The sequence below is a fragment of the Bradyrhizobium sp. AZCC 1588 genome (assembly GCF_036924735.1).
Lineage (GTDB): Bacteria > Pseudomonadota > Alphaproteobacteria > Rhizobiales > Xanthobacteraceae > Bradyrhizobium.
The window spans coordinates 86,810-113,599 of record NZ_JAZHSC010000001.1; the positions used below are offsets into that span (position 1 = coordinate 86,810).

Annotated in this window: 22 protein-coding genes and 1 pseudogene; 15 read left to right on the forward strand and 8 right to left on the reverse strand. The window is 63.4% G+C overall.

What is annotated here, in order from left to right; translation table 11 throughout:
* The first annotated feature begins 52 nt into the window (after window positions 1-52).
* Together V1277_RS00365 and V1277_RS00370 are read left to right on the forward strand one after the other, a co-directional pair.
* Window positions 53-787 carry an SDR family oxidoreductase gene (locus tag V1277_RS00365; RefSeq protein ID WP_334414572.1) on the forward strand — a complete coding sequence of 245 codons (735 nt, stop codon included), beginning with the start codon at window positions 53-55 and terminating at the stop codon, window positions 785-787.
* A 76-nt stretch (window positions 788-863) separates the two neighbouring features.
* A complete protein-coding gene (locus V1277_RS00370; protein ID WP_334414574.1) occupies window positions 864-1,610 on the forward strand; it encodes an SDR family NAD(P)-dependent oxidoreductase in 747 nt (248 codons plus the stop codon).
* Here the strand turns inward: V1277_RS00370 and V1277_RS00375 are convergent.
* Complete coding sequence (locus tag V1277_RS00375; RefSeq protein ID WP_334414575.1) at window positions 1,607-2,515, reverse strand: DMT family transporter; 909 nt, start codon at window positions 2,513-2,515, stop codon at window positions 1,607-1,609. The two genes, V1277_RS00370 and V1277_RS00375, sit on opposite strands and share 4 nt — an antisense overlap.
* Window positions 2,516-2,605: 90 nt before the next feature.
* Here V1277_RS00375 and V1277_RS00380 point away from each other — a divergent pair, with 90 nt between their 5' ends.
* The 3 genes from V1277_RS00380 to V1277_RS00390 all read left to right on the forward strand — a co-directional run bounded on the left by V1277_RS00380 (window position 2,606) and on the right by V1277_RS00390 (window position 4,691).
* On the forward strand, window positions 2,606-3,517 hold the full coding sequence (locus V1277_RS00380) for a LysR family transcriptional regulator (protein ID WP_083219157.1): 912 nt from the start codon (window positions 2,606-2,608) through the stop codon (window positions 3,515-3,517).
* Between the two features lie 10 nt (window positions 3,518-3,527).
* A complete protein-coding gene (locus V1277_RS00385) occupies window positions 3,528-4,208 on the forward strand; it encodes a site-2 protease family protein (protein ID WP_334414576.1) in 681 nt (226 codons plus the stop codon).
* Window positions 4,209-4,274: 66 nt separating this feature from the next.
* Window positions 4,275-4,691: a hypothetical protein gene (locus V1277_RS00390; protein WP_334420246.1), complete on the forward strand. Its 417-nt coding sequence runs from the start codon at window positions 4,275-4,277 to the stop codon at window positions 4,689-4,691.
* 97 nt (window positions 4,692-4,788) lie between these two features.
* Here the strand turns inward: V1277_RS00390 and V1277_RS00395 are convergent, their stop codons facing one another.
* Window positions 4,789-5,700: a helix-turn-helix domain-containing protein gene (locus tag V1277_RS00395; RefSeq protein WP_334414577.1), complete on the reverse strand. Its 912-nt coding sequence runs from the start codon at window positions 5,698-5,700 to the stop codon at window positions 4,789-4,791.
* Between the two features lie 187 nt (window positions 5,701-5,887).
* Here V1277_RS00395 and V1277_RS00400 point away from each other — a divergent pair, with 187 nt between their 5' ends.
* Genes V1277_RS00400 through V1277_RS00425 form a run of 6 tightly spaced genes read left to right on the forward strand, consistent with a single transcriptional unit; the run spans window position 5,888 to window position 11,900 of the window.
* Window positions 5,888-7,111, forward strand: a complete 1,224-nt coding sequence (locus V1277_RS00400; protein ID WP_442894553.1) for an amino acid ABC transporter substrate-binding protein — start codon at window positions 5,888-5,890, stop codon at window positions 7,109-7,111.
* A 30-nt stretch (window positions 7,112-7,141) separates the two neighbouring features.
* Window positions 7,142-8,011: a branched-chain amino acid ABC transporter permease gene (locus V1277_RS00405; protein WP_334414579.1), complete on the forward strand. Its 870-nt coding sequence runs from the start codon at window positions 7,142-7,144 to the stop codon at window positions 8,009-8,011.
* A complete protein-coding gene (locus V1277_RS00410; RefSeq protein WP_334414580.1) occupies window positions 8,008-8,952 on the forward strand; it encodes a branched-chain amino acid ABC transporter permease in 945 nt (314 codons plus the stop codon). Before V1277_RS00405 ends, V1277_RS00410 begins: the two co-directional genes overlap by 4 nt.
* The gene (locus tag V1277_RS00415; RefSeq protein ID WP_334414582.1) at window positions 8,949-9,698 is read left to right on the forward strand and encodes an ABC transporter ATP-binding protein; all 750 of its coding nucleotides are present in this window, start codon (window positions 8,949-8,951) and stop codon (window positions 9,696-9,698) included. The genes V1277_RS00410 and V1277_RS00415 overlap by 4 nt, the downstream gene beginning before the upstream one ends.
* Window positions 9,691-10,425 (forward strand): ABC transporter ATP-binding protein, encoded by a 735-nt coding sequence (locus V1277_RS00420; RefSeq protein ID WP_334414583.1) that lies wholly within the window; start codon window positions 9,691-9,693, stop codon window positions 10,423-10,425. The genes V1277_RS00415 and V1277_RS00420 overlap by 8 nt, the downstream gene beginning before the upstream one ends.
* A 23-nt stretch (window positions 10,426-10,448) precedes the next feature.
* Window positions 10,449-11,900 (forward strand): aldehyde dehydrogenase, encoded by a 1,452-nt coding sequence (locus tag V1277_RS00425; RefSeq protein ID WP_334414584.1) that lies wholly within the window; start codon window positions 10,449-10,451, stop codon window positions 11,898-11,900.
* Window positions 11,901-11,923: 23 nt separating this feature from the next.
* On the opposite strand, the gene V1277_RS00430 is transcribed toward V1277_RS00425, so the two are convergent.
* The 4 genes and pseudogenes from V1277_RS00430 to V1277_RS00445 all read right to left on the reverse strand — a co-directional run.
* Entirely contained in the window at window positions 11,924-12,715 is a 792-nt protein-coding gene (locus V1277_RS00430; RefSeq protein ID WP_334414585.1) for an energy transducer TonB, read from the reverse strand.
* Window positions 12,712-13,176, reverse strand: coding sequence for a TonB system transport protein ExbD (exbD, locus tag V1277_RS00435; protein ID WP_334414586.1), 465 nt, complete (start codon window positions 13,174-13,176; stop codon window positions 12,712-12,714). The genes V1277_RS00430 and exbD overlap by 4 nt, the downstream gene beginning before the upstream one ends.
* Before the next feature lie 3 nt (window positions 13,177-13,179).
* Complete coding sequence (gene exbB / locus V1277_RS00440; protein ID WP_442894432.1) at window positions 13,180-14,148, reverse strand: tonB-system energizer ExbB; 969 nt, start codon at window positions 14,146-14,148, stop codon at window positions 13,180-13,182.
* A pseudogene (locus V1277_RS00445) lies at window positions 14,145-14,469 on the reverse strand (PKHD-type hydroxylase); the annotation flags it as partial. The pseudogene V1277_RS00445 and the gene exbB, both read right to left, overlap by 4 nt.
* Window positions 14,470-14,820: 351 nt before the next feature.
* Between V1277_RS00445 and V1277_RS00450 the strand changes: the two are divergent.
* Genes V1277_RS00450 through V1277_RS00460 form a run of 3 tightly spaced genes read left to right on the forward strand, consistent with a single transcriptional unit; the run spans window position 14,821 to window position 19,760 of the window.
* Window positions 14,821-15,993, forward strand: coding sequence for an efflux RND transporter periplasmic adaptor subunit (locus tag V1277_RS00450; protein ID WP_334414588.1), 1,173 nt, complete (start codon window positions 14,821-14,823; stop codon window positions 15,991-15,993).
* Entirely contained in the window at window positions 15,990-19,136 is a 3,147-nt protein-coding gene (locus V1277_RS00455; RefSeq protein WP_334414589.1) for a multidrug efflux RND transporter permease subunit, read from the forward strand. The genes V1277_RS00450 and V1277_RS00455 overlap by 4 nt, the downstream gene beginning before the upstream one ends.
* Before the next feature lie 57 nt (window positions 19,137-19,193).
* Window positions 19,194-19,760, forward strand: coding sequence for an invasion associated locus B family protein (locus V1277_RS00460; protein ID WP_442894433.1), 567 nt, complete (start codon window positions 19,194-19,196; stop codon window positions 19,758-19,760).
* A 105-nt stretch (window positions 19,761-19,865) separates the two neighbouring features.
* On the opposite strand, the gene V1277_RS00465 is transcribed toward V1277_RS00460, so the two are convergent.
* Entirely contained in the window at window positions 19,866-22,154 is a 2,289-nt protein-coding gene (locus V1277_RS00465) for an arylsulfatase (RefSeq protein ID WP_334414590.1), read from the reverse strand.
* A gap of 120 nt (window positions 22,155-22,274) precedes the next feature.
* Between V1277_RS00465 and V1277_RS00470 the strand changes: the two genes are divergently transcribed.
* The gene (locus tag V1277_RS00470) at window positions 22,275-23,000 is read left to right on the forward strand and encodes a TetR/AcrR family transcriptional regulator (protein WP_334414591.1); all 726 of its coding nucleotides are present in this window, start codon (window positions 22,275-22,277) and stop codon (window positions 22,998-23,000) included.
* 799 nt (window positions 23,001-23,799) lie between these two features.
* Here V1277_RS00470 and V1277_RS00475 read toward each other — a convergent pair.
* Complete coding sequence (locus tag V1277_RS00475; protein ID WP_334414592.1) at window positions 23,800-26,787, reverse strand: VCBS domain-containing protein; 2,988 nt, start codon at window positions 26,785-26,787, stop codon at window positions 23,800-23,802.
* Between the last annotated feature and the right edge of the window lie 3 nt (window positions 26,788-26,790).

The window sequence follows — 26,790 nt, forward strand, 5'->3', positions numbered from 1 at the left end:
TCGTCGCTTTGCTCCTCGCAATGACGAACGAAGAAACAAGGAGAAAAAGACCATGTCAGACCGCCTGAAGGGCAAGCGCGCATTCGTCACTGCCGCGGCCGTTGGAATCGGCCGCGCCTGCGCCGTGGCTTTTGCGCGCGAAGGGGCGACGGTGTTCGCCACCGATATCGACGGGGCCAAACTCACCGCGCTCAAGAGCGAAGGCATCGCCGAAGTGGCAAGGCTCGACGTCCGCGACAGCGCAGCCGTCGCCGCCATGGCCAAGCGCGCCGGCACGACCGACATCCTGCTCAACGCCGCAGGCTTCGTGCACCACGGCACCGTGCTGGATTGCTCCGACGAGGACTGGGACTTTTCATTCGACCTCAACGTCAAGTCGATGCACCGCACCATCCGCGCATTCCTGCCGGGCATGCTGGAAAATGGCCGCGGCGCGATCGTGAACATCTCTTCCGCCGCCGGCGTGTTCAAGGCCGCACCGAACCGCTACGTCTATGGTGCGACCAAGGCTGCGGTCGCGGCGCTGACGCGCTCGGTCGCCACCGACTTTGTCGCCAAAGGTATCAGGTGCAACTGCATCTGCCCCGGCACCATCGAGACGCCCTCGATGCTGGAGCGTGCGGCGGCAGCAGGCCCCAACGGGCGCGAGATGTTCATCGCGCGGCAGCCGATGGGGCGGCTCGGCACCGCCGAGGAGATCGCGTCGCTCGCCGTTTATCTCGCCAGCGACGAAAGCGCGTTCACGACCGGCGGCGCGCACGTCATCGACGGCGGCTGGACGCTGTGATCCTAACCTCTCCCCGCGAAGAGCGGGCGAGGGAGCAGATCGCCGGCGCGGCAAGATCTAGTGAAAGGACACTCGGATGAACAAGATCGATCTGAACGGCCGTTGCGCCGTCGTCACCGGCGGGGCGCAGGGTTTTGGGCGCGCAATCACCGAACGCTTCGTCGCATCGGGTGCGAAGGTCGCGATCTGGGATTTTGACCTGCCGCTCGCGGAAAGTACCGCGAAGGAAATCGGCCCGGCGGTATCCGCCTTCAAGGTCGATGTCTCCGACCTCGCCGCTGTCGAGAAGACTCGCGACGAAACGCTGAAGACACTCGGCAAGATCGACATCCTCGTCAACAATGCCGGCATCGCCGGCATCAACAAGACGGTCTGGGAAACCGACCTCGACGAATGGCGCAAGGTGCTGCGCATCAATCTCGACGGCCCCTTCATCTGCTGCAAGGCAGTGGTGCCTGCGATGCTGCAGCAAAAATACGGCCGCATCGTCAACATCGCTTCCATCGCCGGCAAGGAAGGCAATCCCAACGCGGCGCATTATTCGGCCTCGAAGGCCGGCCTGATCGCGCTGACCAAGTCGCTCGGCAAGGAGCTCGCGCAGCACGACATCCTCGTCAACGCGGTGACGCCGGCGGCGGCGAAAACCGCGATCTTCGACCAGCTCACCCAGCAGCATATCGATTTCATGCTGTCGAAGATTCCGAAGGGGCGCTTTGTGCTGGTGGAAGAACTCGCGGCGATGGTGGCGTGGCTGGCGTCGGAAGATTGCGCGTTCTCGACGGGTGCGGTGTTCGATATTTCTGGCGGCCGAGCGACGTACTAGTCAATCGGCACTCGGGACAATCGCGTTGCAGGACGCCGGCCCGAAGTCGTAGCGACCCAGATGCCAGCGAACACCGCGAGGATGCCGGCAACAAGATTCCAGCGGAGCGGTTCGTCCAGCAAGGCCGCGCCAACCAGCGACGCGGTGATCGGATTGACGGTGACCGAAATCGCGACGCGCGTCGGCGTTGTGCGCGCCAGCGCGAACGCCCACAGATAAAACGTCAACGCGCTGCCGAAGGCACCGAGATAAATGGCAGCCAGCCATTGCGGGACCTCGAAAGCTGCGACCGGCGCAAAACTGCCGCGCCAGTACGAGACCAGGACAAGACACACAGCCCCGACGCCCATGGATACGGTCGTGAAGGGAATCGGCCCGGAGCGAGCGATGAATGGCTTGGACCAGATGCTGTAGAGCGCCATGCACAGGGCCGCGGCGATCATCAGTAAATCGCCGCGCCAAGCGCCCGGCGGCGCGGAAGCAAGGTTCGACAAAAGCGCCAGGGCGACCCCGAGCGTTGCGATCACGACACCGATCGATTTGCGTACCGTAAGGGCCTCGCTGCCGAGCGCCGCTCCCACCACCATCGTCAGCAACGGAAGCGTCGACAGGGCCAGGGCGCCTCGCGCCGCTGTCGTGAAAATCAGAGACGCATTGAACAGGATCGGGAACAGGGCGAAGTACAGCACACCCAACCCGGCAACGCTCAACCAGTCGGGACGCCGCGGCCACTGCGCGCCTTGCAGAAGGGCCGCCGGCAACAACAGCAGAAAACCGATGCCGAACCGAAACGAACCGATCGCCAGCGGATCAACCGCATTCACCAGATAGCGCGTTGCCCCGATCGAAGTCCCGCCCAGGCCGCTCGATAGGATCGCCGCCAACACGCCCCATGCCTCGCTCATACACTTTCCCCTTCCGGCTTGCGTGCAAGGTAGGGAGGGTTTAGTAATCAAGAAATGGAATTTCCATGATAGAGGAAATAACGTTTACTTATGAGCGCACCGGTCCTCGATCCGGATCTCTTGAAGGCTTTCGTGGCGGTGGCCGACAGCCGCTCGTTCACGCGCGCGGCTACCCAGCTTAATCGGACCCAATCCGCGGTTAGCATGCAGATCAAGCGCCTGGAGGAACGCCTCGGCGTCGAGCTATTCAATCGCACGAAAGCCAATGTCGATTTGAGCTCCGCAGGCGAAGGGCTGCTCGGATACGCAAGGCGTATCCTGACGCTAAACGACGAGGCTGTCGGTAAGTTGCGGGAGCGCAAGATCGAAGGCGTTGTGCGCCTGGGCGTGATGGACGACTATGGAACGTTGATCGTTCCGCCTGTGCTGGCGAGCTTTGCCGCCTGTTACCCGCTGGTCCATGTCGAGATGGAGATAGGGCTCACCTCTTCCATGCCCGCGCGCCTCGGCAAGGCCTATGACCTCGTCATTGCGATGCACCCGGAGGGACATGGCGAGGGTGAATTCCTGCGCCGCGAACAGGCCGCCTGGGCAACCGGTGCGTTTCACCCCGTTGAGCAGCAAAATCCGTTGCCGCTTGCGCTTTATCCGCAGGGCTGCCTGTTCCGAAAATGGGCAATTGAGGCATTGGATGCCGCCAAGCGGCCCTGGCGGCTGGCTTTCGTCAGCCACAGCCTTGCGGCCGTCGAGTCGGTTGCGGCGCAGGGGCTTGCGGTGACGATCGTAAAGGCAGGTACATTTCCGCCGAAGCTACGCCCCCTGTCGGAGCGCGATGGCATGCCGCGACTGCCGGCCGCAGACATTTGCCTGCACCGCACCGCGAATCTATCACGGGCGGGCACGCTGCTCGCGGACCACTTGCGCTCTACCATCTCAAACCATCTTGATGAGGTTTCGGTGCGGCGTGCAACGCGCGACGCTATTCCGATCGCCTTCAACTGAGCGGTGTCTCGTGAACATCTCACTCTACGGCATATCGGTCTGGGTGCTCCCACTCCTCATCGCCATCACCTTCCACGAGGCCGCCCACGCTTTCGTGGCGTATCGGCTCGGGGATAAGACCGCATGGGAGCTTGGCCGGGTTAGCTTCAACCCCTTCAAGCATATCGACCCATTCGGGACCGTCATTCTCCCCGGCATTCTGCTGCTATCGCATTCGCCGTTCGTGTTTGGTTATGCCAAGCCGGTCCCGGTGAACTTCCGGAACCTGAACCACCCCCGGCTCGACATGGTTTGGGTGGCGCTGGCCGGGCCCGCCACCAACATCATTCTGGCGATCATCATGGCGTTAGCCTTCCATGCCTTGCCTCTGGTACCGGCAGAGGCCGCCAAATGGACCGCGGACAACCTCAAAAACGCCTTCCTGATCAATATCGTGCTGGCGATCTTCAACATGATGCCGATCCCGCCGCTGGACGGTGGTCGGGTCGCCGTCGGGCTGCTGCCGCGGGTGCTGGCTTACCCGCTGTCGCGGCTGGAACCGTATGGGATGCTGATTTTGATCGGCCTTCTGATCCTGCTTCCCATCATCGGCGCGCAGCTCGGCCTAAATCTTGATGTTATTTCGGCGATACTGCGGACACTGACCGGTTATGTGATCAACGCGCTTCTCTTCATCACCGGCAACGCTTAAGCTTCAAATAGAAACGAACCCGCAAGGGAAGAACCGACCCGGACCATGGCGACAAAAGCTGCCGATATGTTGATTGCGCGACGCGCCGACACCCGCGCGAGGGCAGATTTTGCAACATGGAAAATGCTGGCCAAGCTCAACGGCTTCACCGCCCTGCCCGCTGAAGCGCAAAACTTTCTTGAAGGCTACAGGCAGTTGCTCCTTGCGAAGATGACCGAGGCGGACGCTTCCGAGGCCACCATCCAGCTCATGTACAAGAGCTACTATGCGGAGATGGGCGGCTCCGGAACGCCACCCGAGATTCCTTCGCGCGCGAGTGAGCCGGCCACCGACAGCGGCAACGTCACCGCTTTCCGCCGCCCGCCCGCTCGGCCAAAACAACAGGCCGCATCCGGCCAGGCGGCAAAACCGCGGCTGCCGGTGGCACTGATTTTCATCTGCCTCGCCATCGTCTACGTCAGCATCCGCTACTTCTGGCGCTGAGCTTCGAACGAAGTGATTGCGTTGGCCCGCGCTGGATTGGCGCGGCGACCATGATGCCGAATCCACCCTCTCCAGTTCGGAAAGATGGGCGCGGCTTTCACGGCCACGCCGCGTAAGACGGACCGCTGCGTGCGTGCTCCAGCCGGATCTGCCGACGATAGCTGCCCGGTGATGCGCCGCAATACTTGCGGAAAAAGCGATTGAAATAGGCGGGATCGCGGAAACCCAGGCCGTATCCGATCTGCTCGACGGGAAGATCGAGCTGCTGCAGACGCGTACAGGCCTCGCGCACCAGGCGCTCATGGATCATCGCGCGCGGGCCGCAGTTTTTCTCCCGTTGGCAATGGGCGTGCAGCTTGTCGGATGTGACGCCGAGCGCATCCGCATAGCGCGCCACCGGCCAGCCGTCGCGGTAGTGCAGTTCGACCATTTGCAGGAAATTGCCGACCAGCGCCGGACCACCGCCACGCGCTGCAACCTCGTGACGCTCATCATGCGAGGCACTGAGCCGGCAGAGTTGCAGACACAGCAACAGCAGATGTGACGCGATCAGCGTCGCGCCGCCGAAGCTGGGCCCGCGCAACTCCGCCACGATCGCGCGGCAGGATTCGGCGATCGTGTCGAGATGTGGAGGAAGCGTCTCGCCGGCAACCAGCGCAACGCGCTCAGTGGTCCTGCGCAGATGCAGCGCCTCGGCACTGCCCGCGATAATCTTGATCAGGAAAGCATCGTCCACCGACAACAGGAAGCCACGCGCGCCGGGACCAACGTGCAGCGCTGCATCGGTGCTGCCCGGCAACCAGAGCAGCGCCGGCGCTTCGAGCGCGACGCCCGTTCCGTGCCATGAAGCCCGGCCGCGGTCCGATTGCAGCAACAATAGATGCGCCCGGCGCTCCACCTTCTGGCGGATGACCCATGATCGAGCCGCGAGGGCGGCCGAAAACGCCTCCGCACGTACCGCCAGCGCGACGCCGACCGGCAGTCCGTTCAGCCCTGGTGATGCCGACATGCCCAAATCTCTTAAGTAATTCGCTCCTGAGCAATCCGCCGCCAGTGAAGCGGAAGATTTGCCAGAAAAGTACAATCTTTCCCCGGTTTCGTCCAATTCCAAGCATCCGGCAACCTCCCCTAACGTCAGGGCGATCACGAGCGCCAGTTCAATGGCGCCGGTCGACGCACCCTGGGAGGAGAAGATGATGACATTCCTGACGCGGCGCACCGCCCTGCTGGCGGCCGCCACCTGTGCCGCTACGCTCGGCCTGACCGCCATCGCCGAAGCGCAAACCTCGATCAAGATCGGCTACGCGATTTCGCGCACCGGCCCCAACACCGGAGGCGCCGCGGTCACCACCATCCCCAACTACGAATTGTGGGTGAAGGAGGTGAACGCCGCCGGCGGCATCAAGCTCGGCGACAAGCGCGTCCCGATCGAGGTCGTGCAGTACGACGACCGCTCCAACGCCGAAGAGGCGGTGCGGGCGCTCGAGCGGTTGATCAACCAGGACAAGGTCGATTTCATCCTGCCGCCATGGGGCACCGGCCTCAATTTGGCGGTTGGTCCGACGCTCAATCGTGAAGGCTATCCGCACCTCGCCGCCACAGCCGTGACCGACCGCGCACCCGAACTCGCCAAGCGCTGGCCGAACAGTTTCTGGCTGCTCGGCACCAGCGCGGACGCCGCAAAATCGCTGGTCGAATTGCTGAACAAATTGCGCGACGAAAAGAAGATCGGAGACACCGTGGCAATGGTCAGCATTGCCGACGGCTTCGGAATCGATCTGTCGTCGGCCGCGCGGCCGGCACTCACCAACGCGAAGTTCAAGCTCGCTTACGACAAGAGCTATCCGATCGGCACGCAGGATCTGGCGCCGATCGTCAACGAGATCAAGGCGCTCAACCCCGATGTCTTCATTGCCTTCAGCTATCCGCCGGATACGCTGGCGCTGACCGAGCAATCGCGGATTGCGGGCCTCAATCCGAAGGTTTTCTATACCGGCGTCGGCACCGCCTTCCCGCTCTACAAGCAAAAATTCGGCAAGAACACCGACGGCGTGATGGGCATCGGCGGCTGGAGCGGCGACAGTCCGGCGATCAAGGACTATCTCGCCCGCCACAAGGCCGCCGCCGCCAACGGGGCGGAGCCGGACCGTTGGGCGAGCGCGGTCACTTATGCCAGCCTGCAGATGCTGCAGCAGGCGATCGAGCGCGTCGGCAAGATCGACCGCGCCGCCGTGATCAAGGATCTGCAGACCGGCACGTTCGACACCGTGATCGGCAAGGTCAAGCTCGAGAACAACATGCCGACGCGTTACTGGTGGGTTGGCCAGTGGCAGGATGGCGAGTTCTACGGCATCGCTCCGGCGAAGAACGAAGGCGCGCGCGCCGCGATCGTTCCGAAGCCGGCCTGGGTGGCCCCGTAACGTCAAGATTGAGACGCGGCCAGCACGCCAATGACCAACGCCATTCTGACCGGCCTGATGCTGGGCGGCATGTATGCGCTCATCGCCATGGGGCTCACGCTCCAGTACGGCGTTGCGCGCATCATGAACCTCTCTTACGGCGAGTTCCTGATCGCCGCCGCCTTTGCATCGCACTGGCTGTTCACGGGCTGGGCGATCAGTCCGTTTGTCGGACTGGCGCTGGTCGTCCCCCTCGCTTTCGTGCTCAACTTTGCAATCTACAAACTGCTGCTGACGCCGTTGGTGCGACGCGCGCCCAACCGAGACGCGCTCGAGGTCGACAGCATTCTCGCAACCTTTGGCCTCACCTTCGTCATTCAGGGCCTGATGCTCGCGCTGTTCGGTGGAGCCTATTACAGCTATTCGTTCCTGGCCTTCCCGGTGCAGCTTCTTGGTGAGACTGTCGCAGCCAACCGCCTCGCCGCGCTTGGGATCACCATCCTGCTCGGTCTGGCGCTGTATGCCGCGCTGACACGGACCCGCGCCGGCACGGCGGTACGCGCGGTCGCCGTCGACCCTTTTGCCGCCCAGCTTGTCGCCATCAATGTGCCGCAGGCCTCGGCCCTGACATTTGCATTGGGTGGCGCGCTGGTCGCCGCCGCCGGCGTGCTGGTCAGCACCTTCCTTACCTTCAGCGCGTCCTCCGGCGTCGTCTTCACGATGAAGGCCTTGATCGTCGTCGTGATGGGCGGCGTCGGCAACATGCTGGGCTGCCTGGTCGCAGGCCTGGCGCTTGGTCTCAGCGAGGCGCTGGTTGCCTCCTATGTCGATCCCGGGCTCACCCTTGCCGTGAACTTCGCCCTGTTCCTCGCCGTGTTGCTGGTGAAGCCGGCCGGCCTGTTTGGCAGGGCGACGCGATGAGCGCGCGTATCGCCGGCTTCGGTGCCACAGCGCTCGCAGCGCTTGCGTTGCTGGCGCTCGTTCCGCGCCTCGGCAATGCCTACTACCTCGCGCTCGCCATCAGCCTTTTGCAATACACCGTGCTGGCGACGGCCTGGGGCATGTTCTCTGGACCCACCCGCTACGTCTCATTGGCAACCACCGCCTTCTTCGGTGTCGGCGCCTATACCGTTGCTGTGCTCGGCGAGATCTTGCCATGGCCGCTCGTACTGCTGACCGCAGCCGCGCTCGGCGCCGTTGTGGCCGCCATCGTCGGACTCTCGACGCTGCGCTTGAGCGGCGTGTATTTCGTCATTTTCACCTTTGGATTGACCGAACTGATCCGCCAGCTTGTGGTCTGGTTCGAGGTCAACAAGTCGCGCGTGCTCGGGCGCTATGTCTTCGTCGACATCACGCAGGCCGATATTTACTGGCAGTTGCTCGCGCTCACGGCCGCCGTATTCCTGCTGGGCTGGCTGATCGCGCGCTCGCGCCTCGGCTTTGCGCTGCGGGTGATCGGCGAAGACGAGACCGTCGCCAAACATTGCGGGATCAACACCACCTTTGCCAAGGTCGCCCTGTTCACGATCAGCGCCACGGTCATGACGCTGGTCGGCGCAATCATGGCGCCGCGCTGGACCTATATCGAGCCGTCGATCGCCTTCAATTCGATGATTTCGTTTCAGGTGCTGATCATGGCGCTGCTCGGCGGCGCGCACCGGCTGTGGGGGCCGGTACTTGGCGCCGTGCCGCTGACGCTACTGTTCGAACTGCTGAGTGCGCGGTTTCCGAACACGTTCACGATCATCCTCGGCTGCATCTTCCTGCTGATCGTCTACATGCTGCCGAGGGGCGTCGCGGGATTGTTCGAGAAGCTATCGACGACGGCGGGCGGCAAAGCCACGCAACAGGCAACCGCATGAGCCAGGGCAACGGAACACCAGTGCTGACGATCAGTGGGTTGCGGCGCGCGTTCGGCGGGCTCGTCGCGGTCAACGATCTCGACTTTACGATCGCCCAAGGCGAAATCATGGGCCTGCTCGGCCCCAACGGGTCGGGCAAGACCACGGCGCTCAATCTGATCTCGGGCGTGCTGCGCCCCGATGCCGGCACCATCCGCCTGATGGGCCAGAACATCGCAGGCCTTGCGTCGTACCGGATCGCGCGGCTCGGCCTTGCTCGGACATTCCAGCTCGTCCGCGTGCTCGACGGCATGGATTGCCGCGAGAACATCAAGGCGGGGTTGGCGTTCCAGAGGCCGCATCTGCCCGCCTCCGAGGCAGAACTGCGGATCGATACGCTGCTTGATCGCGTCGGTCTTGCCGGGCACGACCAGCGGCCCGCGGCGGACCTCACCTATATCGACCGCAAGCGCCTGGAACTCGCACGCGCCCTCGCGGCAAAGCCGCGACTGCTGCTGCTCGACGAATGGCTCGCCGGTCTCAATCCATCCGAGCTTGCGATCGGCATCGACCTGATCCGATCATTGCGGGCTGACGGAATCACCATCGTGCTGGTCGAGCATGTGATGAGCGCGGTTCGCGCGCTTTGCGACCGCTGCATCGTCATGAGCAGCGGCCGCAAGATCGCCGAAGGCGCCACTGTGGACGTGCTGAGTGATGCGGCCGTCGTGAAGGCCTATCTTGGCGGGGTAGCCGCCGATGCTTGAGGTCAAAAATCTCAGCCTCGCTTACGGCCTGCACCGCGCGCTCGACGGCGTCGCCCTCAGCGTCGGCCGCCGTGAGGTCGTAGCGATCCTGGGCGCCAATGGCGCCGGCAAGACCTCGCTCCTGAAAGCCATCGCGGGCGTCGTTCGTACGCTTCCCGGCAAGCAGGTGCGCCTCGGCGGCCGCGATATCTCCGCGCTTGCCGCCCACGACATTGTCGAAAGCGGGCTGGCGCTGGTGCCGGAAGGCCGCGGCATTTTTGGCGACCTCACGGTGAAGGAAAATCTTCTGCTCGGCGCCAATCCGAAGCGCGCCCGCGAGGGCGAAGCGGCGCGGCGCGAGCAGGTGCTTGCGCTGTTTCCACGCCTGCGCGAACGCGCCGCCCAGATCGCGCGCACCATGAGCGGCGGCGAACAGCAGATGCTCGCTATCGGCCGCGCGCTGATGTCCAATCCGGATATCCTGTTGCTCGACGAACCGTCGCTCGGGCTCTCACCCGCGATGGTGCAGGAGTTGTTCGCCACCTTGCTGCGGGTGCGCGAGGCCGGTGTCGGATTGCTGCTCGTCGAACAGAACGCGCAGGAGAGCCTGCGGATCGCCGATCGCGGCTATGTGCTCGAAAACGGTGTCATCGTCGGGCACGGCACTGCCGATCAACTGAAGTCCGATCCCGCCGTCCAGCGTGCCTATCTCGGCGGCGTACCGCCGGCCACCGCATCATCATCGTAACGCCACGCGTGAGGAGAGAAGCCATGTATGAAATTTCGCTGCTGCTCGAGAGCAAGGATGTCCCGGCATCGAACGGCGCGACGTTCGATCGCCTCAACCCGGTCACCGGCGATCTCGCAAGCCGCGCCGCGGCAGCCCAGATCGCGGATGCGAAGCGCGCGGCCGACACTGCAGCCGCCGCCTTCCCCGCATGGTCCGCTACCGGTCCGAACGCCAGGCGCGCGATCCTGTTGAAGGCTGCCGATCTTCTGGCGTCGAAGGCACCCCAGTTCATCGAGCTGATGGCGGCGGAGACCGGCGCGACGGCCGGCTGGGCCGGCTTCAATGTTCACTTGGCCGCCGGCATGCTGCGCGAAGCGGCGGCCATCACCACGCAGATTTCGGGCGAAGTCATCCCCTCCGACAAGCCGGGCTGTATCGCGATGGCGGTGCGCCAGCCCGCCGGCGTGGTGCTGAGCATGGCGCCGTGGAACGCGCCGGTCATTCTCGGCGTGCGCGCCATCGCCCTGCCGCTTGCCTGCGGCAACACCGTGGTGCTGAAGGCTTCCGAAATCTGCCCGGGCACCCACCGGCTGATCGCCGAATGCCTGCGCGACGCCGGCCTGCCGCCCGGCGTGCTCAACGTCATCACCAACGCGCCGGAAGATGCCCCTGCCCTGATCGAAATGCTGATCGGCCATCCAGCCGTGCGGCGCGTCAATTTCACGGGATCGACGCGCGTCGGCCGCATCATCGCGCAGGTGGCGGCCAAGTACCTCAAGCCGGCCCTGCTCGAACTCGGCGGCAAGGCGCCGATGATCGTGCTCGACGATGCCGACATCGACGCCGCCGTTGCCGCTGCAGCGTTCGGTGCCTTCATGAACCAGGGCCAGATCTGCATGTCGACCGAGCGTCTCGTCGTCGACGAGAAGATTGCCGATGCCTTCGTAACGAAGCTCGCGGCGAAAGCCGGATCGCTTGTCGCCGGCGATCCGCGCAAGGGTAACGCGCCGCTGGGATCGCTGATCGGCACCGATGCCGCGGCCCGCATCCAGGCCTTGATCAACGATGCCGTCAGCAAGGGCGCCAAGGTGGTCGCAGGCGGGCGCAGCGAGGGCACGCTGATGTCGGCAACCGTGATCGACGGAGTCAACTCGTCGATGCGGATCTACGGCGAGGAGTCGTTCGGCCCGGTGGTCTGCGTCGTGCGCGTCAACGGCGTGGACGAAGCCGTTCGCGTCGCCAATGACACTGAATACGGGCTATCGGCAGCGGTATTCGGACGCGACATCGCGCGCGCGTTCGAAGTCGCCAAGCGCATCGATTCCGGCATCTGTCACGTCAACGGGCCCACCGTTCACGACGAGGCGCAGATGCCGTTCGGTGGCGTCAAGGCGTCGGGCTATGGCCGCTTCGGCGGCAAGGCCGGCATCGCCGAATTCACCGAATTGCGCTGGATCACGATCGAGACCGGGCCGCAGCATTATCCGATCTAACGCTATGGCAGGAATGCGGGGCGTCAGCTCTTGTTCTTGACGCGGAAGATCACCGGCAGCGTGAACGTCAGGCCTTCGTCGGCAATGACAGGTGGCGGCATCGGCACCGGATCGGAGCGGCGCACCATCGCTAGCGCCGCCTCGTCGAAGGCCGGATCGCCCGAACCCTTTTCGATATCGGTCGAGAGCACGCGGCCCATGCGGTCAAGGGTAAAGCGAATCTGGATCTCGGCGGATTTTTGCTGCCGTTCCTTCGGGTAGCGTTTGTGCTTGTCGAGATGCGCGACCAGCTCCTTTTGCCAGGTCGCGCGCGCACGCCGTGCGCTTTCGCCGGTGCCGATCACCGGCGCGATCGAACGCTGTCCTTCCGGCATCTCCTCGGAACTTGGCGTCGCGGTCGCCTCGGAGGCAACCGACTCGGGCGACGCCTGCGTCTGCACCGCCGCGATCTTCGGGTCGTCCTCTTTCGGCTTCTTGGACTCGGTCTCCGTCACCACCCGATCGGCCTCTTCGGGCTCGGTCGACTTGTCCTGCGGCAGATCGGTTTCCTTCGCCTCCGCATTCTGGTCAGGGAGCGGCGGAGAGTGTGCGGAAGCATCGGTGTCCGGCCCCGGCGGCAGGTCGGTCACCTCCCGGCGCACGGCGGCCATTTCGAGCCCGATCTCGATCGCCGTCGCGCCGAGGGCGTCATCGGCCTCTTCGGTCTGCAAATGCGCAATCGCCAGCGCTGCGCCGCCAACGTGAAGCGCGAGCGCGATCACCGCGGCTGTAATCCAGAGCCGCCGGGAGGGTTTTTGGTCGTCGAGCCCGGTCAAGGTTTTGCCGGCGCCGCTTGCGCCGCCGCTTCGGGAACGCCTTCGAGCGCCACCAGCTTGAGCTTGGAATAGCCGCCGGCGCGCAGGATTTCGAGCACGTTCATCAACTCGCCATAGGGCACGGCGCGGTCGGCACGCAGGAAGATGTGGCGCTCCTTGCTGGCGTCCGGCATCGCATCGAGCGAGCGCACCAGATCAACGCGCTTGACCAAGTCCTCCCCGATCGCAACGGAGAGATCCGGCTTGATGCTGACATAAGTCGGCTTGTCCGGCTTCTTCTGCGGGGTTGCGGTCGACGTCGGCAAATCGATCGGCAGGTCGACGGTCGACAGAGGTGCCGCCACCATGAAGATGATCAGCAGGACGAGAATGACATCGATGAACGGCGTGACGTTGATCTCGTGCGATTCCGAAAAATCGCTGTCGTCATCGAGGTCGTGTTCTGCGATTGACGCGCCCATCGCCTACTCCGCCGCCGCCGCGCGCGAATGCGAGCTTCCGTGCGGACTGATGTGCGTGCGGTCGAGATCGCGCGACAGCAGCCGTCCCGCGGCGCCCGATGCACGGCTGACCAGTTCCATGTAACCCTTGGTCACCCGCGAAAAGTGATTGTAGATGATGACGGCGGGGATCGCGGCGACCAGACCGATGGCGGTGGCGAGCAGCGCCTCGGCGATGCCGGGCGCCACTACGGCGAGGTTCGTGGTCTGCGATTTCGAAATGCCGATAAAGCTGTTCATGATGCCCCAGACTGTGCCGAACAGTCCGACGAAGGGCGACGTCGCGCCGATAGTTGCCAACAACCCCATGCCGAGCCGGATCCGCCGCGCCTCGGCGCGCACGATTTCCGAAAAGCTCGACGCGGCGCGCTCCTTGATGCCGGCGTCGCTCGAGATGCCCGCCGATAGCCGTGCCTCGCGCATCGCTGCCGCAAGGAAGGACGACAATACGCTGCCCTTGGCGCCCAGCGCGAATTGCGCTTCCGCCAGCGACCTCGCGTCGGCGATCTTGGCCAGCGCCCTGCGCACCTTGCGCCGAACCACACTCAGTTCAATCATCTTGGCGATGAAGATGGTCCAGGTCACCAGCGAAGCAAAGGCAAGGCCGATCATCACCGCTTTGACCACCACATCGGCCGACATGAACATCGTCCACGGCGACAATTCCTTGAGTTCCGCGGCAGCCGACTTCAGCAATTTGCTCTCGCGTTCCGCAGGCGTCGCGGCTGCATCCGAGGATGCGGCCGGCGCAGCCGCTGCCTGGGGCGGCGTGGCCGGGACCTGCGATACGGCGGGCGCCTGCTGGGCCGCAGGCGCGGACGGCGCCGCGGGAGGCGTGCCCTGCTGGGCCGACGACGGCGCCGCCAGCGACAGCATCGCCAGCGCCGACATCACCGCAAATAGCTTAACGCGAGAAAGAGACATGTTCTTCATACTTCGGCCCAGTAGCGGATCAGGTGGTGATAGATACCGGTCAATTTGACCGTTTCGGGGTCATCTCTCGCCCAAGCCGCTCCGCCAGGGCCTGGATCGAGGTATCGAGATCGAAGATCAGGCTGCGGGCGTAGGCATCCCGTACCACGCTCTGGAGCCGGGAAAAAGATGCCACACGCATACCCCGCGTGACCGGCGCGACCAGATGCAACTAGACGCAGGACTAAGACACGAGGTCACCGGCCGCGAGCTTGATTTCGTGGGAACCGTAGAGATCCTCGACCACCAGCTCGCCGCCGTCGCTTCGTCCGGCTCCGATAGGACGTGCCGCTGATGAATTTCAGCTCGCAGCAACCGACAGGCGGCGGACAAATCCTGCACCGTGGTACCGAGCGAAACTTTCGGGGTCAACGCGGTTGGGGCGAGACGACGCTTGAATCCATCCAGATCAAAACGATTCTAATTTGCGGTTCGTTCGACGGCCATGAATGAGATTGCGAGCCACGCGGTCGTCATGCCGATCCTCACGCGTGCGCTGCCGCAACCTTTTCCAATTGTTTAGGATTCTCAAGCGCTCGTGCATGTACGCCCCGAGGGCGCCGGGACAATATCTGTCTCCGCCGGGAACCGTTCTGGGTGCCATTGCCTGTTCTCCGAAACAAGTAGGTCGGCATGTCGAGATCACGCACCATCCGTTGGGTCTTGTTGGTCGCAGCGATTGCCGGGCTGGGCTATTTGGGCTGGCAGCGATTCCATGGCGAGGAACACCTGGCGCAGGCTGACGCCGGGAAGCGCGCGCCGGCCCGCACCGCCGTCCCCGTCAAGACTGCCCCGGTCGAGAAGGCCGATTTTCCGGTCTATCTGACCGGGCTTGGCACCGTGCAAGGCTTCAACACCGTCGTAGTGCGCAGCCGTGTCGACGGCCAGATCAACAGGATCGCCTTTCAGGAGGGCCAGCTCGTCAAGGAGGGCGATACCCTGGCCGAGATCGATCCGCGGCCGTTCCAGGCCGTGCTCGATCAGGCCAAGGCCAAGAAGGCGCAGGACGCAGCCAATCTCGCCAATGCCAGTCTCGACCTGCAGCGCTCTACCAGGCTCGGCGAATTCGCGACCCGGCAACAGACCGATACGCAGCGCTCGACCGTCGCGCAACTGACGGCGCAGGTTGAGGCCGACACGGCAGCGATCTCCAACGCCCAAACCCAGCTTGATTACGCCACCGTCAAGGCACCGATTTCCGGTATCGCCGGGCTGCGCCAGGTCGATGTCGGCAATATCGTCAACGCCGCAACACAGACCGGCATCGTCACCATTGCCCAAATCGAGCCGATCGCGGTGATCTTTACCGCCCCGGAAGACCAGCTGCCGGATATCAAGGCAGCGCTGGCCACCGCTCCTCCCCGGACCATCGCGCTCTCCACCGACGGCAAGCGGGTGCTGTCCACCGGCACGCTCTCGCTGATCAACAACCAGGTCGACACGTCGAGCGGGACGATCAGGCTCAAGGCGGTATTCGACAACAAGGATCACGCGCTGTGGCCCGGCCAGTCGGTTTCGACGCGGCTGCTCGTTGCGACGCTGAAAGACGCCACCGTGATTCCGGATGACGCCGTTCAACATGGCGCCGATGGTCTCTACGCCTACGCGGTCAACCAGGACAACAAGGCCGAGCTCCGCAAGATTAAGGTGACGCGCTCGATCGACGGCCGCTCGGTGGTCGATGAGGGACTTTCGCTCGGCGAGCAGGTGATCACGGCAGGTCAATTCAAGGTTCAGCCCGGATCGCTCGTGACCACAGCGGTCGCCAGTTCCGATCCGGCCCAAGCCAAGGTTGCCCAGGAATGAGCGGCGGAATCTCCGCGCCCTTCATTCGCTACCCGATCGGCACCTCGCTGATGATGGCGGGGATCATGTTCATCGGCCTCGTCGCCTACCCGCTGTTGCCCGTCGCCCCCCTGCCGCAAGTCGACTTCCCGACCATCCAGGTCACCGCCAACCTGCCGGGCGGCAGCCCGGAAACCATGGCCTCGTCGGTGGCGCAGCCGCTTGAGCGTCAGTTCGCGCAGATTCCGGGCGTCGCGCAGATGACGTCTACGAGCTATCTCGGTACGACCGCAGTCAATATCCAGTTCGATCTCAACCGCTCGATCGACGCGGCCGCCAACGACGTGCAGGCCGCGATCAATGCGGCCAGCGGCCAGTTGCCGAAAAACCTCCCCTCGCCCCCGGTCTATCGCAAGGTCAACCCGGCGGATTCGCCGATCCTGATCATGGCGGCGACTTCGGACACACTGCCGCTCACGACCGTCAGCGACTCCGTGGACGCCCAGCTCGCGCAGCAGATCAGCCAGATCTCAGGCGTCGCCCAGGTCATCATCGGCGGCCAGCAGAAGCCGGCGATCCGCATTCAGATCGACCCGGCGAAACTCGTCGCCAAGGGCCTGTCACTGGAGGACGTGCGCAGCCAGATCGCGATCACGACGGTTGACAGCCCCAAGGGCAATATCGACGGCGAGCGGCGTGCCTACACCATTTACGCCAATGATCAGCTAACGGATTCCAAGGACTGGAACGACGTCATTATCGCCTATCGCAATGGCGGTCCGTTGCGGATCCGCGATATCGGCCAGGCCGTCACCGGCCCGGAGGACGCCAAGCAGGCGGCCTGGGCGAATGGTAAGCGCGGCGTATTCCTGGTGATATTCAAGCAGCCCGGCGCCAACGTCATCGAGACCGTCGACCAGATCAAGGGGACGCTGCCCCGGCTGCTCGCTGCGCTCCCACCGGCTATCAAGGTCGAGGTGATGAGTGATCGCACCACGACGATCCGTGCCGCGGTCGAGGACGTCCAATTCACCATGCTCCTCACGATCGCGCTGGTCGTGATGGTGATCTTCATCTTCCTGCGCAATTTCTGGGCGACGGTAATCCCCGCGGTGACGGTGCCGTTGGCGCTGCTCGGCGCCTGCGCGCTGATGTGGGTGTGCGGCTATTCGCTCGACAATCTCTCGCTGATGGCGCTCACGATTGCCGTCGGCTTCGTGGTCGACGACGCCATCGTGATGCTGGAAAACATTACGCGCTACATCGAGAAAGGCGAAAGGCCGCTGGCTGCTGCCTTCAAGGGCGCCAGCGAAATCGGCTTCACCATCGTGTCGATCAGCATCTCGCTGATCGCCGTGCTGATTCCGCTATTGCTGATGGGCGGCATCATCGGCCGGCTGTTCCGCGAATTCGCGGTGGTGCTCGCGATGACCATTTTCGTATCGATGGTCGTATCTCTGACGCTGACGCCGATGATGGCCTCGCGCTTCCTGCGTGGGCATGGCGAGGTCAGACACGGCCGGATCTATCAATGGAGCGAGCGCGGCTTCGACGCGATGCTGCGCTTCTACGAGCGCGGCCTCGATCTCGCGCTGCGCTGGAAGTTGACGACCCTGATGATCTTCTTCGCCACGCTCGGGCTGTCGGTCTATCTGTTTGTGATCATCCCGAAGGGCTTCTTCCCGCAGCAGGACAATGGCCTGATCACCGCCACTTCGGAAGCCAGCCAGGACATCTCATTCGCCGACATGAAGCGTCGTCAGGAGGAACTCGGAAAGATCGTGCAGGCCGACCCCGATGTGGCCTCGATCGCAATGGTGATCGGTGGCTCCGGACGCGCCGGCAATAACGGCAATCTCTACATCACGCTGAAGCCGCGCGACGAGCGCAAGGCATCCGCGCAGCAAATCATCGCGCGTCTGCGTCCGCAGCTCGAGAAGGTCGATGGCGCCCGTCTCTACATGCAGGCGGCCCAGGATGTTCGCCTCGGTGGCCGGCCGACGCGAACCCAGTTCGAATTCACGCTGCAGGACGCCAATCTGGCCGAGCTGAACGAATGGGCGCCAAAAATCCTGTCTAAGATGCAGACGCTGCCGCAGCTTCGCGATGTTGCGACCGACCAGCAGACCAACGGCACCACGCTCGAGCTGAAGATCAACCGCGACACCGCCGCGCGTTACGGCATCCAGCCGCAACTGATCGACGACACGCTGTATGACGCATTCGGCCAGCGCCAGGTGACGCAGTACTTTACGCAGCTCAACACCTACAAGGTGGTGCTCGAAGTGGTGCCGGAATTGCAGGGCAGCCTCGACACCTTGAACAAGATCTACCTGAAATCGCCAACCACCGGCGACCAGGTGCCGCTTTCGACCTTTGCCACCTGGACCAGCGTGCCGGTGCGGCCGCTGTCGATCAGCCATCAGGGCCAATTCCCGGCAACCACGATCAGCTTCAATCTCGCGCAGGGCGTGGCACTGGGCCAGGCCACCAACGCGATTCAACAAGCGATGGTCGAACTCGGCGCGCCGACGACGCTCAATTCGAGCTTCCAGGGCACGGCGCAGGCATTCCAGCAATCGCTCGGCACGGTGCCGCTGTTGATCCTCGCAGCGCTCGTGGTGGTGTACCTGATCCTCGGCATTCTCTACGAAAGCTACATCCATCCGCTCACGATTCTATCCACGCTGCCGTCCGCGGGCGTCGGGGCGCTCGCCATCCTGATGCTGTTCGGATTCGATTTCAGCCTGATCGCCCTGATCGGCATCGTGCTTCTGATCGGCATCGTGAAGAAGAACGGCATCATGATGGTCGACTTCGCGATCACGGCCGAACGCGACGAGCAGCTCGAGCCCGAAGCCGCGATCCGAAAGGCGGCGCTATTGCGATTCCGCCCCATTATGATGACGACGATGGCGGCGATGCTCGGCGGCGTACCGCTGATGCTCGGTACCGGCACGGGATCGGAAATTCGCCAGCCGCTCGGTTATGCCATGGTCGGCGGCCTGCTCGTCAGCCAGGCGCTGACGCTGTTCACGACGCCGGTGGTCTATCTCTATCTCGACCGGCTTTCGAACGCGTTTGCTCGCTGGAGCCGTTCGACCGGTTCGCACCATGATGAGCATCCGGACGCCCGCGGCTCGGTCAAGCAAGCGGCCGAATGACTTGACTTTGCCCGGCAACCGACACATCCGAAGGTAGTTTCCTTCGGAGCCGGTTCAGTGAAAATTTCAATCAAATTAGCGGTTGTGGCCGCAGCGCTATTCGGCATGTGCGGGTACAGCCAAGCCCAGGCGCTCAAGACCAAGAATGCTGCGCCCGCGGCGCAGCCAACGCCAGTTCCCACCGCCGGCCCGGCCGAGGGCGCCAATACGTCCGCGCCTCCCGGCTGGGTTGCACGGTGCAGCAGCGCCAGCCGCGGCGCGCCACTCGAATGCGCGATCGAGCAAAGCGCCGTTCTGACCAAGACCGGTCAGTTGATCGTGCTGATCAATATCCGCGTATCGGCCGAAACCCGCACACCGGTCGGTATCGTGCAATTGCCGCTCGGGCTCAACCTGCCGGCCGGAGCCAAGCTACAGGTCGACGACGGCATGACGTCCGACCTGCAGGTTCAGACCTGCGAGGCACGCGGCTGCTACGCCAACGCCCAGATTTCGCCTGACATGCTGGCCGCGTTGAAATCCGGCAAACAGTTGAAGGTCTCGTTCCAGAATATGGCCAAGGAAACGATTACGATTCCGATGCCGCTGGCGGATTTCTCCGCGGCGTATGAGAAGATTAAGTAAGGCCCCTCGTTCTACCCCGTCATTGCGAGCAAGGCGAAGTAATCCATAGCGCCGCACGTCGAAGCATGGATTGCTTCGTCGCTTCGCTCCTCGCACTGACGGTAGCTACTGCCGCGCCATCTCCGCCGCAGCTACGCCGTCGCCATCCAGCTTCTGGTCGGCATGCATGTCGACCGTCACCTTCAGCAACTGCCCGGTGAATTCGAACGGCGCCTCGTAGTGCGAGACCGGGCTGGAGCGGTCGCGGCCGATGTCGAGGCCGGACCACGAGATGAAATTGTTGAAGGCAAGCTGGGTCTGGATCGAGCCTGCCGCTTCACCGTCGATCAGAAGCGTATAGGCCGTCACGCCGGTGCGGGAGCCCTTGGCCGGCGGCTCTTTGCGCACCAGACGCTCGACATGCAAGCCGAGCCGGTGCGCGCCTGACGGCACCTTGCGATCGGAAGTCACGATCTCATGGCCACCGCCGATATTGAGATCGTGCACCAGCCGGCCGTCCCTGATGTAAAGGCTGTAGCCCGAGGTCGCATCGCCATGGGCGATCAGCACGCCCTCGGCGCCTTCATCGCCGATTTCCACGTGCGCTTCGATGGTGTAGCTGCGGCTGCGGACATCGGGCGCGACGTCGGTCGGCACGTGTCCCATGCCGGCGTGAAACGTGAACTTGTTGCGTGCGCCGTGGAAACGTGCCGCGTTCTCCGCAAAGCGCGGGCCGAAGCGGTCGTCGAGCGGCAGCACGTTGTGCTTCTCGGCCTCGTTCCACCACAGCTTGATCATCGCCTCAAGCCGCTCGGGATGCTCGGCTGCTAAATCGTCCGTTTCCGCAAAATCCTGCGCGAGGTGGAACAACTCCCATTTGTCGTTCTCGAACGGCGTGCCCGAGGGATGGAAGGAGACCGCCTTCCAGCCGTCATGCCAGAGGCCGCGATGCCCGAACATTTCAAAGTATTGCGGCGATGATTTTGACGGCGCCGACGCATCGGCAATAGAGCGTACAAAACTCTCGCCTTCGAGCGGCATCTGGGGAACGCCGCCGATTTCCGAGGGCGCCTTGATGCCGATCAGGTCGAGCAAGGTCGGCGTCAGGTCGCAGGCGTGCACGAATTGATGGCGCACCTCGCCTTGCGCTGCAATCTTCTTCGGCCAGGTCAGGATAAAGGGATCGCGGATGCCACCGCCATGGGTGTTCTGCTTGTAGCGGCGCAGCGGCGTGTTCGACGCCATCGCCCAGCCATGCGGAAAGTTGCTGTGCGAGTGCGGCCCGCCGATATCGTCGATCCGCCGCAGTTTTTCCGCCATCGGCTCGGGGCGGAAATTGTACGGCCCCATTGCGTTGACAAAGCCCCACGGCCCGCCCTCCTGGCTGGCGCCATTGTCCGACAAGACCAGGATCAGCGTGTTGTCGCGGATGCCGGCCTTATCGAGAAAGCCGATCAGCCGGGTCAGATGCTGGTCGGCGTGATCGAGCATGCCGGCGAAGGCCGCCTGCAGGCGCGTGAACACGCGCTTTTCGTCCGCGCTATGCTCGTCCCATGCCTTCACGCCGTCGTTGCGCGCGGGCAATCGGGTTTCCTGCGGCACGATTCCCATCGCCTTCTGCCGCGCGATCCTCTGCTCGCGCTCGACATCCCAGCCATGGGCGAACATCGGGTCGTAGCTCTTGATGATATCGATGGGCGCCTGATGCGGCGCGTGGCAGGCGCCAAGCGCCACCCAGGTCAGCCACGGCACATCCGGACGGTCGGCGGTGTGGTCGGCGATGAAGCGGATCGACTGGTCGATCAGATCGGACGTCAGGTGATAGCCGTCCTCATATGTCCCCGGCGGATCAATATGTGTATTGTCGGATACGAGCTCCGGCGCAAACTGATCGGTTTCGGCATCAAGGAAGCCGTAGAACCGATCGAAACCGCGCCCCAACGGCCAGCCGTCGAACGGCCCGGTCGCGCCGCTTTCGGTCAAAGGCGTGACGTGCCATTTGCCGACCATGTAATTGCGATAGCCGTGCGGCCGCAGCATTTCCGCCAGCGTCCCCGCCTCGCGCGCGATCTTGCCGCGATAGCCGGGATAGCCGCTATCGAAATTGGCGAGACAGCCGACGCCGACCGAATGATGGTTGCGGCCGGTCAGTAGCGCCGCGCGCGTCGTCGAACACATCGCCGTGGTGTGGAAGCCTGAATAGCGCAGGCCTTCGGCGGCAAGCTTGTCGATGGTCGGCGTCCTGATCGCAGAGCCGTAGCAGCCGAAATCGGAAAAGCCGACGTCGTCGAACAGCACCACCAGAATGTTCGGCGCGCCTTGCGGCGGCTTGGCCGCTTGCGGCCACCAGGGTTTTGAGCCGGCTACCGTCTTGCCGATCGTGCCGCCGAACGGTTTTGCGTTACCTGCCGCCATGCTTCCTCCCCCGTCTTTTGGACGCGACCGCGGTTGATCCGCCGTTCGCCCGGCTCACGGCAACGCGCGAGCCGGCGCATTGCCAAAAATCATAATCCGAATTATGATTATGATTAATTCATGTGGAGACGCAAGTTCCGAATGCAGCCATCGGCCGAACTCGACCTTCCCGGCGTCACTCCGTCGCGGCAGAAGCGCAGCCGCGAGACCACGGCCGCGCTGCTCCAGGCCGGTGCCGAGATGCTGCGCACCCACAGCCTCGCGGAATTGTCGATCGAAGCACTGTGCCGGCAGGTCGGCGCCACCGTCGGCGCGTTCTACAGCCGGTTCGAAAGCAAGGACGCCTATTTCAATGCGCTGATGGCTCTTGCCGCGCGCGACGGGGAAAGCAGGCTGTCGCGGATGAAGGAGGATCAGCGATTGGCCACCGGCGATCTCGCCGACCTCAGCCGCCTGCTGGTCCGCGGAACGATCGGCTGGATACGCAAGCACGAAGGCGTGCTGCGGGCCGCACTCCAGCACGACGACACAAGGCCGGACCGGTGGTCGACCTTCAAGGGACTGGCGCGTGCCAATGTGGCGGACGCCACGCCAATCCTGCTTGGCGCCATGGGCCGGAGCAACAAGGCGGCGAAGACACGCGCCATCGCCTTCGGCTTTCAGGTCGTGCTGGGAACGCTGGTCAACGCCATCCTCAACGATCCCGGCCCGTTATCCATTCACGACCGGGAAATGGAGAAGCGGCTCGGCAGTTGCCTGCTGCTGTTGCTCCAGGCGGAGATGACGGCGCCGACTGCTCGCAGCCCGCGCGGGCGCAAAAAGCCGGTTCGTCGTTCGCCGCGGTAACGCGCGGCCCGTGGCAAGCGCCGCCCGCGGCACCCTGCAATTCGTTCGAAAATGCCCTTCCTTCCACGCTTGCCAAGGCCCGGACCGAGACCTTGAAGGTTTCACCGCCGCGGGCCGCTTCCGCAGAGACGCCCTGCAGTTGCAAGCCCGATAGCTTGACCGGTTCGCCAAGGTTTCCGGCGAGAACACCGGGTTGCGGTCTGTGGTCTTGTTCGGAGGGAGACTGGATCATACGATACCATAGCACGGCCGACCGGAAGCCACGGGCCGATCCGCCCCCCGTGGTTAGCACAGACCCGATGCTGTCGCTCAATCACATCGCTAACATGTCGCCGGGTAACGGCGAGCTTTCCGCATCAGATAGATACGGACCGAGTGCACGACCTCATCGAGTCCAGCGCCGTCAGCGAGCCGAGGTGTCCTGAGATTCGGCGGCCAGCAGTTTACTCCCCGGCCTCAGCTCCGCGATTAACTTGAAGTTCTTGCTCGCAATGATCGAACTCTTTGCCGAAACTGCGCTATTGATCGCCTGAATCTGGTCAACGGCACGCGTGGGAGGGCATCCTTCCGCCCTTGAAGTACAACTGCATAGCGGGGCGTGAATGCTAACCGTATCTCGATTGACCTATCTCGCAGGTCGGTAGCCCGATCGGATGTCTTCACCACGTTGTAGCTACCAACGATGTATTCGACATTGCTGGGCGCTTCGACGATCACAAGGGTCACGGCATTCGTCGCCGTTTGTTCACGAGGTTTCGGTGGTCAATCGGTGGTCGGCTGCATTGGGGAAACAGCACTGTCATACGATCAGATCGTGCGGCACATGATGCTGCGCGACCTTGGCGTGATCGTCGGCGTTTTGCTCCGCGAGCGAAAGCCCTGCCGGTTCTGCATCCTGGATCGCTGCCAGCTCATCATGTCCGGCGACGTGCCGGCCATGCGCGGTCGAAGCCTGACCGTTGCCCACATCTGCCACAGTGTCATGGTTGGAGGCGGCTATCTCGCTCTTGAACTGGAATGAATCTCCGAGTACCGGGGCGGCTGTCATCTCTGCGTGCCCGGCATCGGCGGGGGCAGGTTGATCCTTGCTGGCAGCGTTCGGGTTCGATCCTGAATGTGAGTTGTTGGACGGGTCTGCAGACGCTGCATGCAAGTCACGCTGCGATTGGCCGTGACTTGCACCACTCCCCGGTGTTGTATCATTCGCGGCGTGCTGCTCAGTGGCTGCGGAGGCGTGTTTAGAGGCGGCGTGCAAATCACGCTGCGATTGCCCCGGCGTTGCATCATGCGCGGCGTGCTGCTCGGCGACTGCGGGACCGTTTTCAGAAGTGGTATGCGAGTCGCGCTGCGATTGGCCGGGATTGGCAGCGCTTCCCGGCGTTGCATCATGCGCGGCGTGCTGCTCGGCGGCTGCGGGACCGTTTTCAGAAGTGGTATGCGAGTCGCGCTGCGATTGGCCGGGATTGGCAGCGCTTCCCGGCGCTACGCCATGCTCGGCGTGCTGCGACGCGGCGGATGCGGTTGCCACGGCAAAGCCGCTATGATCGATCGTGCCCCCCGCGAGCGTGGCGGCGGCATCGTTGGTCGTCATTGCGACGGTGCTTGCGTGGATCGGCCCCTGATCGAACGTGAAGTGATCCTCCACTGGCCCGGTCGTGTAACTGCGCGGAAGCTCGATCGAAGACGCACTGGCGAGGGTGACGGCGTCATCCCCGCCGTCTTCGGTCGCATGTCCCGGAGCTTGGCCGAGACTCGCAAATCGGGCAGAACTGGTTGAAGCGACCCGCTCCCGCGCGAAGTGGAAGCTGAAACTCTCGTCGGCTGTGGTCCAGGTGCTATCTGTGACGCGCGCAGTCTCGCTGACAGTCGCTTCGACGGAAGCCTCGGCGCCACTCGTCGTCAGAACGTCTCCTGCCGTCATCGCGGCCAGCGCCGGATCGATCGCCTCGCCGGTGGCCGCGACGGTCGCTGTTGCCGGCTCGTGGACGAAATCCGACTCCTGAACGAACGCAGCGCCCTGAAGGCGGATTTCCAGCAGGGCCGCATCGCCTATATCGAGGGCCTGATCGGTCTGATTCACGTACACGATGGTTTGATTGTTCGCGCTGTCATAGATCCACGCGATGGTATGCGGCGGCACCGTCTTAGCTGTCGGAGAGAGCGCCATGAACGCCGGCGCGCCAAAGGCCGCCAGATTGATCCTGTCCGACCCGGATTTGAAATCGGTAGTGGTATCGAACTGGGCCGAGCTGGAATCCGCCACGGCGAGATAGGCGAAGCTGTCGTCGCCGTTGTTGCCGTTGACGGTTCCGGATCCTCCGTAGGTCGTGTCATTGCCGGATCTTGCATGCAGAGGGTCATCATTGCCGGTGTCGTTGACCGTATCCTCGCTGGCGCCCGCATAGACGATTTGAAATTGATCGCCGCCTCCCGCGATGGTGTCGCCTCGGGGAGTCCCGAAGACTGGCGGATTGGATATTTCGCGGTCCCCCAAGGCGAGGTTGTCGAAATCGTTGGGGCCCGCATCGGTGCTGCCACGGATGGTAACCGTCACCGCTTGCTTGCTGCCGCCTGCGGTAGTCACCGTGAAGGTATCGGTCAGGGTATCGCCGACATCGAGCGCCTGCACGGCGCTGTTGGCGTTGTCGAGCGTGTAGGTCCACACTCCGGCCACCGTCATCATGAAGGTGCCGTAGCTGCCAGTGCTCAGCCTCGGCGAGCTGACTGCCGTGAACGTATTGGCGGGGTTGTTGACGTCGGAATCGATGAGTTTGCCGGTCGCGGTCGGCGTGCCCGGTGTGGCATTGGGAACGCCGATAGTGACCTTATGGGTTTGGCTGCCCGAGAGCGTGCCGTCCGAAACCGTGATTGTAGAGGTTTCGATTGTGGGCGCTGCCAACGCATTGACTGCGTCATTGCTGGGAACGTAGGTGTAAACGCCGGTCGCGCCGTTGAGGTAGAGCGTACCATAGAAACCGGTCCTCGACACATCGTACGCTACGCCGTTCAACACCGTTTCACCGGTGGTGCTCCCGCTGATGCCGTAGGCCTCCTCGCGGGTGCTGCTGGCAACGAGGGTTCCGTTCGACGCGTCCGCGGCCTGGACGTCGTCCATCGTTGCGAAGGTCAGTGCCGCAAGCGCACCGAACCCGCCGTATCGTCGTGATATGGCGAGCGCCGCGAGTACCGTCCGATTGTTGATCTCAAGCTTCTGATATATGTGGTGGAGGTGCACCTTGATGGTGCCTTGGGAAATATTCAGCCGGCGCGCAATCGCTTTGTTCGACAAGCCTTCGGACACCAGACGCATGATTTCGCGCTCGCGGTCCGTCAGCACGGCCAGCACATCTTCGACATTGGCGTCGTTTACTTCCTTGCCGCTTGGCGCCAAGTCTGGGGACGGTTCTGGCAGAAAACTGATGCCCTCCACCACTAATCTCAGGGAATGCAGCAAAGTTTCGGGGCTCGCGTGCTTCGAAATCGCACTGCAAGCACCAGCAGCGATTGCTGCGGCGAGATCTTGTTCGACTGATGCGGTGAAGAAAACCAGCCGGGTGGAAAGATTCTCGGCGTTGGCAATGGCGAGAATTTCAGATGCCGTCAGGTCAGGCAATGAGTCCTCGAGAAGCGCGACATCGGGTGCCAAACTCCGAATCGCTTCAACACAGCTCGCGCCATCGCGACAGGACGCAATAATCTCGATGTCACGATGAGCCGCGAATACTGACGTCAAGCCCTGCAGAACGATCGGGTGTCGGTCTGCGATCACCAACCGGGTACGACGCATGAG

Coding starts and splice junctions, on each gene's coding strand:
- V1277_RS00365 (WP_334414572.1), top strand. CDS start 53: ATGTCAGACCGCCTGAAGGGCAAGCGCGCATTCGTCACTGCCGCGGCC.
- V1277_RS00370 (WP_334414574.1), top strand. CDS start 864: ATGAACAAGATCGATCTGAACGGCCGTTGCGCCGTCGTCACCGGCGGG.
- V1277_RS00375 (WP_334414575.1), bottom strand. CDS start 2,515: ATGAGCGAGGCATGGGGCGTGTTGGCGGCGATCCTATCGAGCGGCCTG.
- V1277_RS00380 (WP_083219157.1), top strand. CDS start 2,606: ATGAGCGCACCGGTCCTCGATCCGGATCTCTTGAAGGCTTTCGTGGCG.
- V1277_RS00390 (WP_334420246.1), top strand. CDS start 4,275: ATGTTGATTGCGCGACGCGCCGACACCCGCGCGAGGGCAGATTTTGCA.
- V1277_RS00395 (WP_334414577.1), bottom strand. CDS start 5,700: ATGTCGGCATCACCAGGGCTGAACGGACTGCCGGTCGGCGTCGCGCTG.
- V1277_RS00400 (WP_442894553.1), top strand. CDS start 5,888: ATGACATTCCTGACGCGGCGCACCGCCCTGCTGGCGGCCGCCACCTGT.
- V1277_RS00405 (WP_334414579.1), top strand. CDS start 7,142: ATGACCAACGCCATTCTGACCGGCCTGATGCTGGGCGGCATGTATGCG.
- V1277_RS00410 (WP_334414580.1), top strand. CDS start 8,008: ATGAGCGCGCGTATCGCCGGCTTCGGTGCCACAGCGCTCGCAGCGCTT.
- V1277_RS00415 (WP_334414582.1), top strand. CDS start 8,949: ATGAGCCAGGGCAACGGAACACCAGTGCTGACGATCAGTGGGTTGCGG.
- V1277_RS00420 (WP_334414583.1), top strand. CDS start 9,691: ATGCTTGAGGTCAAAAATCTCAGCCTCGCTTACGGCCTGCACCGCGCG.
- V1277_RS00425 (WP_334414584.1), top strand. CDS start 10,449: ATGTATGAAATTTCGCTGCTGCTCGAGAGCAAGGATGTCCCGGCATCG.
- exbD (WP_334414586.1), bottom strand. CDS start 13,176: ATGGGCGCGTCAATCGCAGAACACGACCTCGATGACGACAGCGATTTT.
- exbB (WP_442894432.1), bottom strand. CDS start 14,148: ATGAAGAACATGTCTCTTTCTCGCGTTAAGCTATTTGCGGTGATGTCG.
- V1277_RS00450 (WP_334414588.1), top strand. CDS start 14,821: ATGTCGAGATCACGCACCATCCGTTGGGTCTTGTTGGTCGCAGCGATT.
- V1277_RS00455 (WP_334414589.1), top strand. CDS start 15,990: ATGAGCGGCGGAATCTCCGCGCCCTTCATTCGCTACCCGATCGGCACC.
- V1277_RS00465 (WP_334414590.1), bottom strand. CDS start 22,154: ATGGCGGCAGGTAACGCAAAACCGTTCGGCGGCACGATCGGCAAGACG.
- V1277_RS00470 (WP_334414591.1), top strand. CDS start 22,275: ATGTGGAGACGCAAGTTCCGAATGCAGCCATCGGCCGAACTCGACCTT.
- V1277_RS00475 (WP_334414592.1), bottom strand. CDS start 26,787: ATGCGTCGTACCCGGTTGGTGATCGCAGACCGACACCCGATCGTTCTG.